This is a genomic window from Pseudomonas sp. Sample_11 (assembly GCF_004307505.1).
GTDB lineage: Bacteria > Pseudomonadota > Gammaproteobacteria > Pseudomonadales > Pseudomonadaceae > Aquipseudomonas > Aquipseudomonas atacamensis.
The window spans coordinates 17,738-30,676 of record NZ_RCOD01000005.1 but is presented as its reverse complement, the minus strand read 5'-3'; the positions used below and the strand labels follow the sequence as shown (position 1 = coordinate 30,676).

13 protein-coding genes are annotated in these 12,939 nt (G+C 61.3%); 10 read left to right on the top strand and 3 right to left on the bottom strand.

The window, feature by feature from the left end; genetic code table 11:
• Window position 1: 1 nt before the first annotated feature.
• Complete coding sequence (locus D8U60_RS01175) at window positions 2-937, bottom strand: LysR family transcriptional regulator (RefSeq protein WP_122610206.1); 936 nt, start codon at window positions 935-937, stop codon at window positions 2-4.
• A gap of 295 nt (window positions 938-1,232) precedes the next feature.
• Between D8U60_RS01175 and D8U60_RS01170 the strand changes: the two genes are divergently transcribed.
• Genes D8U60_RS01170 through D8U60_RS01160 form a run of 3 tightly spaced genes read left to right on the top strand, consistent with a single transcriptional unit; the run spans window position 1,233 to window position 3,814 of the window.
• Window positions 1,233-1,931, top strand: coding sequence for a CoA transferase subunit A (locus D8U60_RS01170; protein WP_016774135.1), 699 nt, complete (start codon window positions 1,233-1,235; stop codon window positions 1,929-1,931).
• Window positions 1,932-1,955: 24 nt separating this feature from the next.
• Entirely contained in the window at window positions 1,956-2,621 is a 666-nt protein-coding gene (locus tag D8U60_RS01165; protein ID WP_016774134.1) for a CoA transferase subunit B, read from the top strand.
• A gap of 11 nt (window positions 2,622-2,632) precedes the next feature.
• Window positions 2,633-3,814 carry an acetyl-CoA C-acetyltransferase gene (locus tag D8U60_RS01160; protein WP_130899301.1) on the top strand — a complete coding sequence of 394 codons (1,182 nt, stop codon included), beginning with the start codon at window positions 2,633-2,635 and terminating at the stop codon, window positions 3,812-3,814.
• Between the two features lie 219 nt (window positions 3,815-4,033).
• Here D8U60_RS01160 and cobF read toward each other — a convergent pair whose 3' ends face one another.
• Window positions 4,034-4,789, bottom strand: coding sequence for a precorrin-6A synthase (deacetylating) (gene cobF / locus D8U60_RS01155; RefSeq protein WP_130899300.1), 756 nt, complete (start codon window positions 4,787-4,789; stop codon window positions 4,034-4,036).
• Entirely contained in the window at window positions 4,789-5,358 is a 570-nt protein-coding gene (locus tag D8U60_RS01150; protein ID WP_130899312.1) for a histidine phosphatase family protein, read from the bottom strand. The genes cobF and D8U60_RS01150 overlap by 1 nt, the downstream gene beginning before the upstream one ends.
• A gap of 317 nt (window positions 5,359-5,675) precedes the next feature.
• Here D8U60_RS01150 and D8U60_RS01145 point away from each other — a divergent pair, with 317 nt between their 5' ends.
• The 7 genes from D8U60_RS01145 (at window position 5,676) to astA (ending at window position 12,864) form a co-directional block, all read left to right on the top strand.
• Window positions 5,676-6,530 carry a MurR/RpiR family transcriptional regulator gene (locus D8U60_RS01145; protein WP_122750628.1) on the top strand — a complete coding sequence of 285 codons (855 nt, stop codon included), beginning with the start codon at window positions 5,676-5,678 and terminating at the stop codon, window positions 6,528-6,530.
• Window positions 6,531-6,532: 2 nt separating this feature from the next.
• A complete protein-coding gene (locus tag D8U60_RS01140) occupies window positions 6,533-7,177 on the top strand; it encodes an isochorismatase family cysteine hydrolase (protein WP_130899299.1) in 645 nt (214 codons plus the stop codon).
• On the top strand, window positions 7,174-8,505 hold the full coding sequence (locus tag D8U60_RS01135) for a glutamine synthetase (RefSeq protein ID WP_130899298.1): 1,332 nt from the start codon (window positions 7,174-7,176) through the stop codon (window positions 8,503-8,505). Before D8U60_RS01140 ends, D8U60_RS01135 begins: the two co-directional genes overlap by 4 nt.
• Window positions 8,489-9,241, top strand: a complete 753-nt coding sequence (locus tag D8U60_RS01130; protein WP_122610211.1) for an N-formylglutamate amidohydrolase — start codon at window positions 8,489-8,491, stop codon at window positions 9,239-9,241. Before D8U60_RS01135 ends, D8U60_RS01130 begins: the two co-directional genes overlap by 17 nt.
• A 54-nt stretch (window positions 9,242-9,295) precedes the next feature.
• Window positions 9,296-10,645, top strand: a complete 1,350-nt coding sequence (locus D8U60_RS01125) for an APC family permease (protein WP_130899297.1) — start codon at window positions 9,296-9,298, stop codon at window positions 10,643-10,645.
• Between the two features lie 118 nt (window positions 10,646-10,763).
• Window positions 10,764-11,780 carry an arginine N-succinyltransferase gene (locus D8U60_RS01120; protein WP_130899296.1) on the top strand — a complete coding sequence of 339 codons (1,017 nt, stop codon included), beginning with the start codon at window positions 10,764-10,766 and terminating at the stop codon, window positions 11,778-11,780.
• 49 nt (window positions 11,781-11,829) lie between these two features.
• Window positions 11,830-12,864 (top strand): arginine N-succinyltransferase, encoded by a 1,035-nt coding sequence (astA, locus tag D8U60_RS01115; protein WP_016774124.1) that lies wholly within the window; start codon window positions 11,830-11,832, stop codon window positions 12,862-12,864.
• Window positions 12,865-12,939 lie beyond the last annotated feature (75 nt).

Here is a 12,939-nt window from a genome sequence, read left to right as displayed (position 1 = left end):
ATCAGCGTTCGGCGCTCTGTTTCCGCGCTTCTGGAGTGAGGGGAAAATCGAACTGGCGCTGCAAATCTTCAGCCTTGAGAATCTCGAACAACGCCTGCGCCGCCGCCGACAGTTCATTGCCAGGCTCGGTCAACACGCCAATCGCCCGCTCCACAGAATCATTCAAGGTCAGGCAATGCGCACCGAGCTCGAGCATCTGTCCCGCGCACAATGCCGGCACCGCGCTGACCCCAAGCCCGCTGGCAACCATTCGCCCGACCGTCGCCAATTGATGACTCTCGAACTCCACCGGCAACTTCATTCCGCGCGCCTGCAAATGCTCTTCGAGCATGACCCGCACGGTCGATGGCCGCTGCAGGGTGATGAACGGTTCCTGCAGCAAAGTCTGCCAATCGATGTCGGCGCGACCGGCCAGCGCTGAATCGGCCGGCACCACGGCGACAAAACGATCGACATACAAAGGCGTGAATGTCATCGATGTGCTCTGCATCGGCGCGAACGCCACACCGAGTTCAACCTGACGATCGCGGACCATTTCCAGCACTTGCTCGTTGATCACGTCGTTGACCGTCACGTTGACGTTCGGATAACGCGCGCGGAAGCTCTTGAGAATCGGCGGCAGCAGATTGCCGGCAAATGACGGCATCGCCGCCAGCGTCACGCGTCCGCGTTGCAGGCTGAAACGCTGGCGCATCTCGTCTTCGGCGTTGTCCCAATCGGCGATCAAGCGGCGCGCCAGCGGCAGCAGGGACTCGCCTTCCGGGGTCAACGCCACGTTACGCGTGTTGCGGCTGAACAGGCGCCCGCCCAGGCCCTCTTCCAGCGCTTTGATGGTCAGGCTGAGCGCTGACTGCGACAGGTGCAGACGCTCGCAGGCCACGGCGAAGCTCAGGCTATGGGCCACGGCGAGAAAGGCACGGATCTGTTTGATGGTCATGTCGCTTTGCTCCAGTTGCAAGCTGCAAGCGTCAAGCTGCAAGCCGTGATGCGATGGCCCTGATCGTTCCCACGCTCCTGCGTGGGAATGCAGCCCGTGACGCTCCGCGTCACTGGACGCGGAGCGTCCCTGGAGGCATTCCCACGCGGAGCGTGGGAACGATCATCGCCGAACGCGTATTAGTGAGCTTTATCAATCAATCAACCGCAAAAATCAACTTAACAAATATATTCCGCAGAGAGACACTCCAGTCATTCGGCTAGCCAGCCGCCCGCAAATAATAAAAGAGGTGCCTATGGCAGGTTTCGACAAGCGTGTGTATTCCTACGAGGAAGCGATGGCCGGGCTGGAAGACGGCATGACCGTTATCGCCGGCGGTTTCGGCCTGTGTGGCATTCCGGAAAACCTGATCGCCGAGATCAAGCGCAAGGGCACCCGTGATCTCACTGTCGTTTCCAACAACTGCGGCGTTGATGGTTTCGGCCTTGGCGTGCTGCTCACCGACCGCCAGATCAGCAAAGTCATCGCTTCCTACGTCGGCGAGAACAAGTTGTTTGAAGAGCAACTGCTCAAGGGCGAGATCGAAGTCATCCTTACCCCGCAAGGCACCCTCGCCGAAAAAATGCGCGCGGGCGGCGCCGGCATTCCGGCGTTCTTCACCGCCACTGGCGTTGGCACCCCGGTTGCTGAAGGCAAGGAAGTGCGCGAATTCAAAGGTCGCAAGTACCTGATGGAAGAATCCATCACTGGCGACTTCGCCATCGTCAAAGGCTGGAAGGCCGACCATTTCGGTAACGTCGTTTACCGTCACACCGCGCAGAATTTCAACCCGCTGGCCGCGACCGCCGGCAAGATCACCGTGGTCGAAGTCGAAGAAATCGTCGAGCCCGGCGAACTCGACCCGACGCAGATCCACACCCCGGGCATCTACGTCGATCGGGTCATTTGCGGCACGTTCGAAAAACGCATCGAACAGCGCACCATCCGCAAATAATTCAGGCCTACGGAGAACAACAACATGGCACTTACCCGCGAACAAATGGCTCAGCGCGTCGCCCGCGAAATGCAGGACGGCTACTACGTCAACCTCGGCATCGGCATTCCGACCCTGGTTGCCAACTACATCCCCGAAGGCATGGAGGTCATGCTGCAGTCGGAAAACGGCCTGCTCGGCATGGGCCCGTTCCCGACCGAAGAAACCATCGATGCCGACATGATCAACGCCGGTAAACAAACGGTGACGGCACGGATCGGCGCGTCGATCTTCAATTCCGCCGAATCCTTCGCGATGATCCGTGGCGGCCACGTCGACCTGACCGTGCTTGGCGCCTTTGAAGTGGATGTTGAAGGCAACATCGCTTCGTGGATGATCCCCGGCAAACTGGTCAAGGGCATGGGCGGCGCGATGGATCTGGTGGCCGGCGCCGACAACATCATTGTCATCATGACCCACGCGTCCAAGGACGGTGAGTCCAAGCTGCTGGCCAAATGCAGCCTGCCGCTGACCGGTGCCGGCTGCATCAAGCGCGTGCTGACCGACCTCGCCTATCTGGAAATCGAAAATGGCGCTTTTGTCCTCAAGGAACGCGCACCTGGCGTCAGCGTCGAGGAAATCGTCGCCAAAACCGCTGGTAAACTGATCGTCCCGGATCACGTACCGGAAATGCAGTTCGCTGCCCAGTGAGGAATTCGCACATGCAAGACGTCGTCATTGTTGCCGCCACGCGTACCGCGATCGGCAGTTTTCAGGGCTCCCTGGCCAATGTATCCGCAGTAGACCTGGGCGCGGCGGTGATCCGCCAGTTGCTCGAGCAGACCGGCCTCGACGGTGCGCAGGTCGATGAAGTGATCATGGGCCAGGTGCTCACCGCTGGCGCCGGGCAGAACCCGGCACGTCAGGCCGCGATCAGGGCGGGGCTGCCCCATGCCGTACCGGCCATGACCCTGAACAAGGTTTGCGGTTCGGGCCTCAAGGCTCTGCACCTGGGCGCGCAAGCGATCCGTTGCGGCGACGCCGAGGTGATCATCGCCGGCGGTCAGGAAAACATGAGCCTGTCCAACTACATCATGCCGGGCGCGCGCACCGGTCTGCGCATGGGTCACGCGCAAATCGTCGACACCATGATCAGCGATGGCCTGTGGGATGCGTTCAACGATTACCACATGGGCATCACTGCCGAGAATCTGGTCGACAAATACCAGATCAGCCGCGAACAGCAGGACGCCTTTGCTGCCGCGTCCCAGCAGAAAGCCGCCGCTGCGATTGAGGCCGGGCGCTTCGTTGATGAAATCACGCCGATCCTGATCCCGCAGCGCAAAGGCGATCCTGTCGCGTTCAAGGTCGACGAGCAACCACGCGGCGATACCAGCGCAGAATCTCTGGCGAAACTGCGTCCGGCGTTCAAAAAGGACGGCAGCGTCACCGCTGGCAACGCCTCGTCGCTGAACGACGGTGCCGCCGCCGTGATTCTGATGAGTGCCGAGAAAGCCAAAGCGCTGGGCCTGCCGGTTCTGGCCAGGATTGCCGCCTACGCCAACGCTGGCGTCGACCCGGCGATCATGGGCATCGGCCCGGTATCGGCGACCCGCCGCTGCCTGGACAAGGCCGGCTGGAACATCGACCAGCTCGACCTGATCGAAGCCAACGAGGCGTTCGCTGCACAATCGCTGGCCGTGGCCAAAGATCTGCAATGGGATCTGGACAAGGTCAACGTCAACGGCGGCGCCATCGCCCTCGGCCACCCGATCGGCGCATCAGGCTGCCGGGTACTGGTGACATTGCTGCACGAAATGCTCAAGCGCGATGCCAAGAAAGGTCTCGCGACCTTGTGCATCGGCGGCGGTCAGGGCGTGGCTTTGGCGCTGGAACGCGCCTGATACGGAGTTCAAGGTTGACGGCGGATCCACGACATCCGCTGTTGGCTGGCAACAAAAAACCCGGTGCGATTTGCGTTGCACCGGGTTTCTTTTTGCCTGTCCCAAATCGGCGGTGAATGTTCTGGTCCCTTCGCGAGCAGGCTCGCTCCCACATTCTGCAACGCATTTCCCTGTGGGAGCGAGCCTTCTCGCGAAAGCGATTGTTCAGGCGCCAACCACTCAAGGCTTGCGTAACAGATAGGTATCCATAATCCAGCCATGCTCCGCTCGCGCCGCTTTGCGCACCCGTTCGATCTCATCGGCGACATCCGCCAGCCGACCGCTGAGCAGAATCTCATCCGGCGTGCCCAGGTAAGCGCCCCAGAAAATCTCGGTCTGCCGATCCGCCACCCGCTGGTACGAATCCTCGGCATCGAGCATCACCACCAGACTGTCCGCTTCACTCACCTGCCCCGCCGCCAATCGCCGGCCTGTGGTGATTTCTACCGAGCGACCAATCGAGTTCAAGGGTATTTTGTGCTGCGCAGCCAGGGCCTGAACGCTGGTGATCCCCGGTATCACTTCGTATTCAAACTGACAGCGGCCTGTTGCCTGAATCGCCTGAAGAATCCGCAATGTGCTGTCGTATAACGCCGGATCGCCCCAGATCAGAAATCCGCCGCACTGGCCGTCGGACAATTCATCATTGATCAGCCGCTCGAAGGTTTGCTGCTTGGCGCGATTGAGTGCATCGACGCTCGCCGTGTAGTCGACATCGCCGCGCTCGCGCTCCGGACTGCTGGCTTCGACAAAGCGATGAGCGTGGTCGGTGATGTAGCGCCCGCAGATCTCCCGGCGCAGATCGATCAGCGTCTGCTTGCTCTGGCCTTTATCCAGCAGAAAGAACACATCGACCCGATTCAGCGCTTTCACTGCCTGCATCGTGATGTAGTCCGGATTGCCGGCGCCAATGCCGATGACCAGCAGCTGTTTCATCAGAATTCCTCGTCAAGGGCCATGCCCGGCAAGCGTAGTCGCCAGATGCCATTGAAGCGCAAGTCGATCATCGCCAGCGGTTCGATGTCGATTGCGTGGAACGCCGCGCCTTGCAGCACCTGCATCAGCGCCGCGCGCATGACGAACGGATGGGTGACTGCCACTACATGTCCTGGGGTTTCGGCGATGGAGTCGAGCCACATTGAGACCCGCTGCGTCAGTTGCCTGACTGATTCGCCGCCATGGGGTGCCGCTTCAGGATCGGCCAGCCAGGCTTGCAAAGCCTGGTTTTCGTTGGCTTGCAGATCCTTGATCGATTGGCCGTGCCAGCGTCCCCAATCGCAATCGCGCAGGGTTTGATCAATCTGCGCATCGACGCCAAACCATGCCGCCGTTTGCTGAGTTCTCAACTCCGGGGCACACACCAGCTGCCGCGTTACCGCCAATCGCGCCCTGAACGCGTCGGACGGAACGGCCAGATTTTCAACAGGCTCGTCCGTAGGAAAACGCGCCAGTTTCTGTGCGACGGTTCGCGCATGGCAAATCAGTGTCAAACGGCTACTTGGCACAAGCAGGTTCTCGGTCGAAAGATAAACAAACAATGGCACATAGCTGATACGCGTCGCATTGTGCCGTAAAACCTCGGCGTTCAGGGTTGTCACCGGCCAGTCGCTGAGCTTGGGATAGGCAATGTCTGACACAGCAATCGGCAAAGGACTACAACAGTGCGCTACTTCGACGTAGCCCTTATTACACGGGCACCTTGCACACTTTTGGTGCTCGAAAAACCTGTACAAAAATTAGCTAGACATGTAACACCCATTACATAAATACTCGTTTAACGGATTGTGAAACGAATTCGACACCCCATCCAGCAGGAGCCCGGATGCCCCCTCTCAGAGACCTGATCACCGATCCCGGCCTGGACCTGACGCCATCGGAGCGCAAAGTCGTTCGCGCCCTGCTCGATCAGTATCCACGCAACGGTCTCGGGCCTATGGCGCGACTGGCCGAACATGCCGGTGTCAGCGATCCGACCATCGTGCGTCTGGTGAAAAAGCTCGGTTTCGGCGGTTATGCCGAATTCCAGGAAGCCCTGCTCAGCGACATGGACCATCGCCTGCGCTCACCGCGCACGCTGTTGCAGCCGCGCTCGCAGCAGAACAAGGACGATGCCTGGGCGCATTACCTGGCGGACAGCCAGCGCTTGCTGGTCGACACCCAAGCCCTGACCCAGCCTGAAGATGTGCGCATCCTCGTGGAATGGCTGCTCGACAGCCGCCATCAGGTCCACTGTTTCGGTGGCCGCTTCAGCATTCTGCTGGCCAATTACCTGCTCAACCACCTGCGTCTGCTGCGCCCCGGCTGCTTCGCCCTGGAAGACAACGCCCTGCTGCCCGACCGTTTGTACGATCTGCAACGTCAGGACGTGGTGCTGGTGTTCGACTACCGGCGCTACCAGACCCAAGCCCTGCGCGTTGCGCAGGCGGCGAAAAACAACAACGCGCGAGTGGTGTTGTTCACCGATGTCTACGCCTCGCCGCTGCGCGAATTGGCCGACCTGATCATCAGCGCGCCGGTGGAATCGGCGTCGCCGTTCGACACCATGGTGCCGGCGCTGGCGCAGGTCGAGGCGTTGATCGCCTGCCTGACCTTGCGCGTGCCGGACCCGGCCGATCGCCTGGAAGGCATCGATGCCCTGCGCAACGACTTTGCGACTCACCTGCTGGAGGACAAATAAGGATGTTCAGCCTTCCCCACCGCTCGCCTCGGGACCTGCCGTTTGCGACCGACCACACCGCTTTGCTGCTGGTGGACATGCAGCGCGCCTGGCTCGAACCGCAATTCGACCCACACCTGAGCGAGCCGGATGCCGAGTATTTTCTCCAGCGCACGCGCAAACAAGTGGTGCCCAATCAACAACGTCTGCTTGGCGCCTTTCGCCGGGTGCAGCAGAACGTGCTGCACACGATTATCGAAAGCCTGACCGCCGACGGTCGCGACCGCTCGCTCGATCACAAACTGTCGGACATGCACCTGCCCAAGGGCAGCGTGCAAGCGCAGGTCATCGCTGAACTGACCCCGACCGAAAACGAAATCGTGCTGCCGAAGACCTCCTCCGGGGTGTTCAACTCGACCAACATCGATTACGTGCTGCGCAATCTGCAAACCCGGCATCTGATCATCGCCGGCATCGTCACCGACCAATGCGTCGACATGGCCGTGCGCGACGCCGCCGACCGCGGCTATCTGGTCACGCTGGTGGAGGACGCCTGCGCCACTTACACAGCTGAACGCCATCACGCCTGCCTCAACGCGATCAAGGGTTACTGCTGGATCACCGACACCGACACCGTGCTCGGCCGTTTGCAGGAGATGCAGCCATGAGCCCGCGCCTGACGCCTTTACCGATGACCACGCTGGTGACAACCGATCTGATCGGCATCACCCGGGGCCGCTCGTTTCCCAGCGATGAGCTGGAGCACTACCAGGCAGTGGGTTGCGGTTGGGTACCGGCCAACAGCGCGTTGACGCCGCAAGACATCATCGCTTCGAGCAATCCCTGGGGCGCGTATGGCGACCTGCGGCTGATTCCCGATCTGAGCAGCCGCGTCACTGTCGGCAGCGGTCCGGATGCCAATGCGCCGGTGCTGGATTTCATCCACGCCGATATTCGCGAGACCGACGGCCAGGCATGGGGCGCCTGCCCGCGCACATTGCTGCGCGATGAAATCGAGCGCTATCACGATGAGCTGGGGTTGCAGGTCAACGCCGCCTTCGAACATGAGTTCAACCTGCACGCTGGCGTGGCCGAACACGCGGCGTTCTCTCTCGAAGCGCAGCGCCAGGGCGCCGAATTCGGCGGCTGGCTGCTCAGTGCGCTGCGCGCGGGCGGGGTCGAGCCGGAAATGTTCCTGCCGGAATACGGCAAGCACCAATACGAAATCACCTGTCGACCGACTCTTGGCGTAGCCGCAGCGGATCGCGCAATCAACGTGCGCGAAATCACCCGGGAAATCGCCCGACAAATGGGCCTGGATCTGAGTTTTGCGCCGAAGACCGCCGCCGAGGCGGTGTGCAACGGTGTCCACCTGCACGTCAGCCTGCTCGATCTGGCCGGCCAGCCGATGCTCTACGACGCTGGCACCAGCAACGGCCTGTCGAGCATCGGTCAGCACTGGGCTGCCGGAGTACTGCATTTTCTACCGGCGCTGTGCGCGTTCACCGCGCCGACGCCGCTCTCCTACCAGCGTTTGCAGCCGCACCACTGGAGCGCTTCGTATGCGTGTCTGGGGCAGCAGAACCGTGAAGCGGCGCTGCGCATCTGCCCGACTGTGACCTTGGGCGGCAAGTCTGCCGCGCAGCAGTTCAACCTGGAATTCCGCGCCATGGACGCTACCGCCTCGCCGCATCTGGCCATGGCTGCGCTGCTGATTGCCGGGCGGCTGGGCATCGAACAGCGTCTGGCGCTGAACGCGGTTACCGATGAAATTCCCGATTCACTCAACGACGAGCAACGCAAGGCCCGGGGCATCGTCGCCCTGCCCGCCTCGCTGGCCCAGGCGCTGGATTGCCTGCGTGACAGTGCAGCCTTCAACGAATGGCTGCCCAAGCCGTTGCTCGACACTTATTACGCCCTGAAAACCGAGGAACTGGCGCTGACGGAACAGCTCTCGCCCGCTGACCTGTGTGAGCACTATGCACGCCTGTACTGAATCCGCCGAGCTTGGGTTGTACACCCGCCCGGTCTACAACCTGAGCCGCGAGGACTCGACGAACCCGTTGATCCTCGTGTGCGAACACGCCAGTCGCTACATTCCCGAAGCCCTGAACAATCTGGGCCTGGACGAGGCGGCCGCGCGCGAACATATCGCTTGGGACATCGGCGCGCTGCAACTGGCTGAACAGTTGTCGGAACAACTCGGCGCCACGTTGCTCAGCGCCAATTACTCACGGCTGCTGATCGACCTCAACCGCCCGCGCCATGCGCCGGACAGCATCCCGCTGCAGAGCGAGATCTACCCGATACCTGGCAATCGCGAGCTGGATGAGGCGACCCGCGAGTACCGGCGCCAGACGTTGTTCAAACCTTTTCATGCGCGCTTGCAGATGTTGATCGACGAGCGCATTGCCAAAGGTCTGCCGGTGCGGGTGGTCGGCATTCACAGTTTTACCCCGGTGTATTACGGCCAGCCGCGACCACTGGAAGTCGGCGTGTTGTTCGGCCAGGCCCAGGACTATGCTCAGCGCCTGCTCGACGGACTGCAAGCGCAGCCGCTGAAAGTCGCGGGCAACCAGCCGTACAAAATTGACCCGCTGGGCGACATGACCGTGCCCGTGCACGGTGATGCCAGGGGCCTTGAGGCGGTGCTGATCGAGGTGCGCAATGATCTGCTGCGCAGTCCCGAAGCGGTTTCGCGCTGGGCAGGTTACCTCGCACCTTTGCTGTAAACGATGGACCGATAAAACATAAACCGACCGATGGCTGACAAGGAGTTGCGCTTCATGGAAATTGAAGAATTCGGCTACAAGCAAGAGTTGAAACGTAGCCTGACGCTGACCGATCTGGTGGTGTACGGGATGATCTTCATGATCCCCATCGCCCCGTTCGGTGTGTATGGCTACGTCAACGCCGAAGCACCGGGGATGGTGCCGCTGGCGTACATCATCGGCATGGTGGCAATGCTGTTCACCGCGCTGAGTTACGGCAGCATGGCCAAGGCCTTTCCGGTTGCCGGCTCCGTATATTCCTACGCGCAACGCGGGCTTAATCAACACGTCGGCTTCATCGCTGGCTGGCTGATGCTGCTCGATTACCTGCTGATTCCGCCGCTGCTGTACCTGTATTCGGCGATGGCGCTCAACCATTTGTACCCGGACATTCCCAAGGTCGGCTTCATCCTGGCGTTTCTGGTCAGCGCGACGTTCGTCAACCTGCGCGGCATCACCTTCACCGCGCGGATGAACATGCTGTTCCTGCTGGCACAACTGATCGTGCTGGGCATCTTCCTGTTCTACGCCTGGAACGCCCTGCACAACGGTGGCGGTAACGGTGAGCTGACGCTGGCGCCGCTGTATCACCCGGAAACCTTCAACTTCGCCCTGCTGATGCAAGCCGTGTCGATCGCCGTGCTGTCGTTCCTCGGCTTCGACGCGATCTCCACCCTCGCCGAGGAAATCAAGGAAGATCCGGGCCGCAGTGTCGGCAAGGCAGCGCTGATCACTCTGGCAGTGATGGGCACGATTTTCGTCGTACAAACGTGGATCGCCACCGATCTGGCAGCGGGCATGGGCTTCAAATCCGCCGACACCGCGTTCTATGAAATCGCTGAAATCGCCGCCGGCAGCTGGCTGGCGACCCTGACCGCCGTCGCCACGGCGCTGGCCTGGGGCGTCGCGGTGGCGATCACCTCGCAGGCCGCCGTCTCGCGTCTGCTGTTCGGCATGGCCCGCGACGGCAAGCTGCCGAAGGTGCTGGCCAAGGTCCACCCGAAACACAACACGCCGTACCTGAGCATTTATCTGGTGGCGGTGTTGTCGCTGCTGATCTGCTACCTGTTCATCGACGCGGTCGACATTCTCACCTCGCTGATCAACTTCGGCGCCCTCAGCGGTTTCATGCTGCTGCACCTGACGGTGATCAACCACTACTGGCGTCGGCAGAAGTCGGGTCAGTTTGTGCGCCATCTGCTCTGCCCGGTGATCGGCTTCATCATCGTCGCCGCCATCATGTACAACATGGGCGTCGATGCGCAGAAACTCGGCCTGATCTGGATTGCCCTGGGCCTGGTGTACCTGTTCTTCCTCAACAAGCTCGGCGCCAGCACAGCGCTGCCCGATCCGAGCAAAGGCTGACAAGAAAAAGAGCGGCGTCTGACAACAAATCAGGCGACCGCCGATTCAACGCGTGGAAACCGACAGTGATAGTCAGGTTCGGCGAATGGGCCGAACCTTTTGATACAGGAGTACATCCATGCTGGTCTTACGCCCAGTCGAGCAGAATGATCTGCCCCAGCTACAACGCCTGGCCCGCGAGAGCCTGATCGGCGTGACCTCGCTGCCGGATGACAGCGAACACCTGCGCGAGAAAATCGCCGCGTCGTGCGCGTCCTTCGATAGCGCCGCCCAGGCGCAGGGGCCGGAGAACTACTTCTTCGTGCTGGAAGATCTCGAACGCCGGCAATTGGTCGGCTGCTCGGAAATCCTTGCCACCGCCGGCTTCAAGGAGCCGTTCTACAGCCTGCGCAACCGCCATTTCACCAGTGCTTCGCGGGAATTGAACATCGAGCACGGCGTACCGGCGTTGTCGCTGTGCCATGACCTCAGCGGGCATACCTTGCTGCGCGGATTCCACATTGACGCCGCGTTGGTGCGCACGCCGTTTTCTGAACTGCTGTCGCGGGCGCGCCTGCTGTTCATTGCTGCGCATGCACAACGCTTCTCCGAGGCGGTGATCACCGAAATCGTCGGCTATAGCGACGAGCAGGGTCATTCGCCATTCTGGGATGCACTGGGCAAGCATTTCTTCGACCTGCCCTACGCCGAAGCCGAGCGGCTCTGCGGTTTGCAGAGCCGCACGTTCCTCGCCGAACTGATGCCGCAATACCCGATCTACGTACCGATGCTGCCGCCAGCGGCGCAGGACTGCATCGGCCGCGTGCACCCGGACGGCCAGGAAGCGTTCGACATCCTCGCGCGGGAAGGCTTCGAAACCAACAGCTACATCGACCTGTTCGACGCCGGCCCGACCCTGTATGCGCGCACCGCGAACATTCGCTCGATCGCCGACAGCCAGACCGCCATCGTCCGCCAACAAGCATCGACCGACGCCCGTGGCCGTTACCTGCTGAGCAACGACGCCCTGCATGACTACCGCGCGATGGTCACCGAACTCGACTATCACCCCGGTCAGCCGCTGCCCCTGACACCCGCCATCTGCGCGGCGCTGAAGGTCAGCGATGGCAGCTCGATACGGCTGGTCGCTCTGTGAGCCGCGTTAGCCATCCGCGCCTGAATCGGTCCGCCAAAGGAGTTGGAGCATGATTGTCCGTCCGGTAAAAGTCAGCGACCTGCCTGCCTTGATGACCCTCGTCGAACAGGCAGGGCCGGGCTTCACCACCCTTCCGGCGAACGAAGACCGCCTCGCGCATCGAGTGCGTTGGGCGCAGCGTGCATTCGCCGAACAGGTGGAGCGCGCCGATGCCGATTATCTGTTTGTCCTCGAGGATGATGAGCAGCGCGTGGTCGGTGTCAGCGCGATGGCCGGCGCCGTTGGCTTGCGCGAGCCCTGGTATAACTACCGGCTCGGGGTGACCGTCAGTTCGGCACCGGACCTGGGCATTCAGCGGCAGATCCCGACGTTGTTCCTGAATAACGAGCTGACCGGCCAATCAGAGCTGTGCTCGCTGTTTCTGCGCCATGACCAGCGCAACGGCAGCAATGGCCGCCTGTTGTCGCTGGGTCGCCTGTTGTTCGTCGCCGAATTTCCGCACCTGTTTGGCGAGAAGATGATCGCCGAACTGCGCGGCAGTGCCGATGAAAACGGTTGCTCGCCGTTCTGGGACAGCCTGGGCCGACACTTTTTCCAGATGGATTTCACCCACGCCGATCACTTGTCCGGCCTGGGCAACAAAGCCTTTATCGCCGAACTGATGCCGCGCCAGCCGCTGTACACTTGCCTGCTCACCGAACAGGCGCAGGCGGCGATCGGCCAGACGCATCCGAACACTCAACCAGCGTTGAAAATTCTTCAAGCTGAAGGCTTTGCGCACAAAGGCTATATCGACATTTTCGACGGTGGCCCGGTCATCGAGGCGCCGATCCGCAGCATCCGCACGGTGCGCGACAGCCTCGAACTGACCCTGAGCCTCGGCACCCCCGACGAGCAGGCGCCGCTGTGGCTGATTCACAACCGCCGGCTGGAAAACTGCCGCATCACCGCGGCCCACGGTCGACTTGTCGGCAACAGCCTGGTGGTCGACCGACTCACCGCCAAGCGCCTGCAACTTCAGCCGGGAAATTCGGTGCGCGCGGTGCTCCTGCCCCATCAACAGCAACATGCCGTGGCGGCCTGATATTTCCGGCACGGGAGATTAAACCTTTCAGCCGCCAGTCCTGCCGCGCAAATTCGTCATGATTCTTGACCCATT

Coding starts and splice junctions, on each gene's coding strand:
- D8U60_RS01175 (WP_122610206.1), bottom strand. CDS start 937: ATGACCATCAAACAGATCCGTGCCTTTCTCGCCGTGGCCCATAGCCTG.
- D8U60_RS01170 (WP_016774135.1), top strand. CDS start 1,233: ATGGCAGGTTTCGACAAGCGTGTGTATTCCTACGAGGAAGCGATGGCC.
- D8U60_RS01165 (WP_016774134.1), top strand. CDS start 1,956: ATGGCACTTACCCGCGAACAAATGGCTCAGCGCGTCGCCCGCGAAATG.
- D8U60_RS01160 (WP_130899301.1), top strand. CDS start 2,633: ATGCAAGACGTCGTCATTGTTGCCGCCACGCGTACCGCGATCGGCAGT.
- cobF (WP_130899300.1), bottom strand. CDS start 4,789: ATGAAACAGCTGCTGGTCATCGGCATTGGCGCCGGCAATCCGGACTAC.
- D8U60_RS01145 (WP_122750628.1), top strand. CDS start 5,676: ATGCCCCCTCTCAGAGACCTGATCACCGATCCCGGCCTGGACCTGACG.
- D8U60_RS01140 (WP_130899299.1), top strand. CDS start 6,533: ATGTTCAGCCTTCCCCACCGCTCGCCTCGGGACCTGCCGTTTGCGACC.
- D8U60_RS01135 (WP_130899298.1), top strand. CDS start 7,174: ATGAGCCCGCGCCTGACGCCTTTACCGATGACCACGCTGGTGACAACC.
- D8U60_RS01130 (WP_122610211.1), top strand. CDS start 8,489: ATGCACGCCTGTACTGAATCCGCCGAGCTTGGGTTGTACACCCGCCCG.
- D8U60_RS01125 (WP_130899297.1), top strand. CDS start 9,296: ATGGAAATTGAAGAATTCGGCTACAAGCAAGAGTTGAAACGTAGCCTG.
- D8U60_RS01120 (WP_130899296.1), top strand. CDS start 10,764: ATGCTGGTCTTACGCCCAGTCGAGCAGAATGATCTGCCCCAGCTACAA.
- astA (WP_016774124.1), top strand. CDS start 11,830: ATGATTGTCCGTCCGGTAAAAGTCAGCGACCTGCCTGCCTTGATGACC.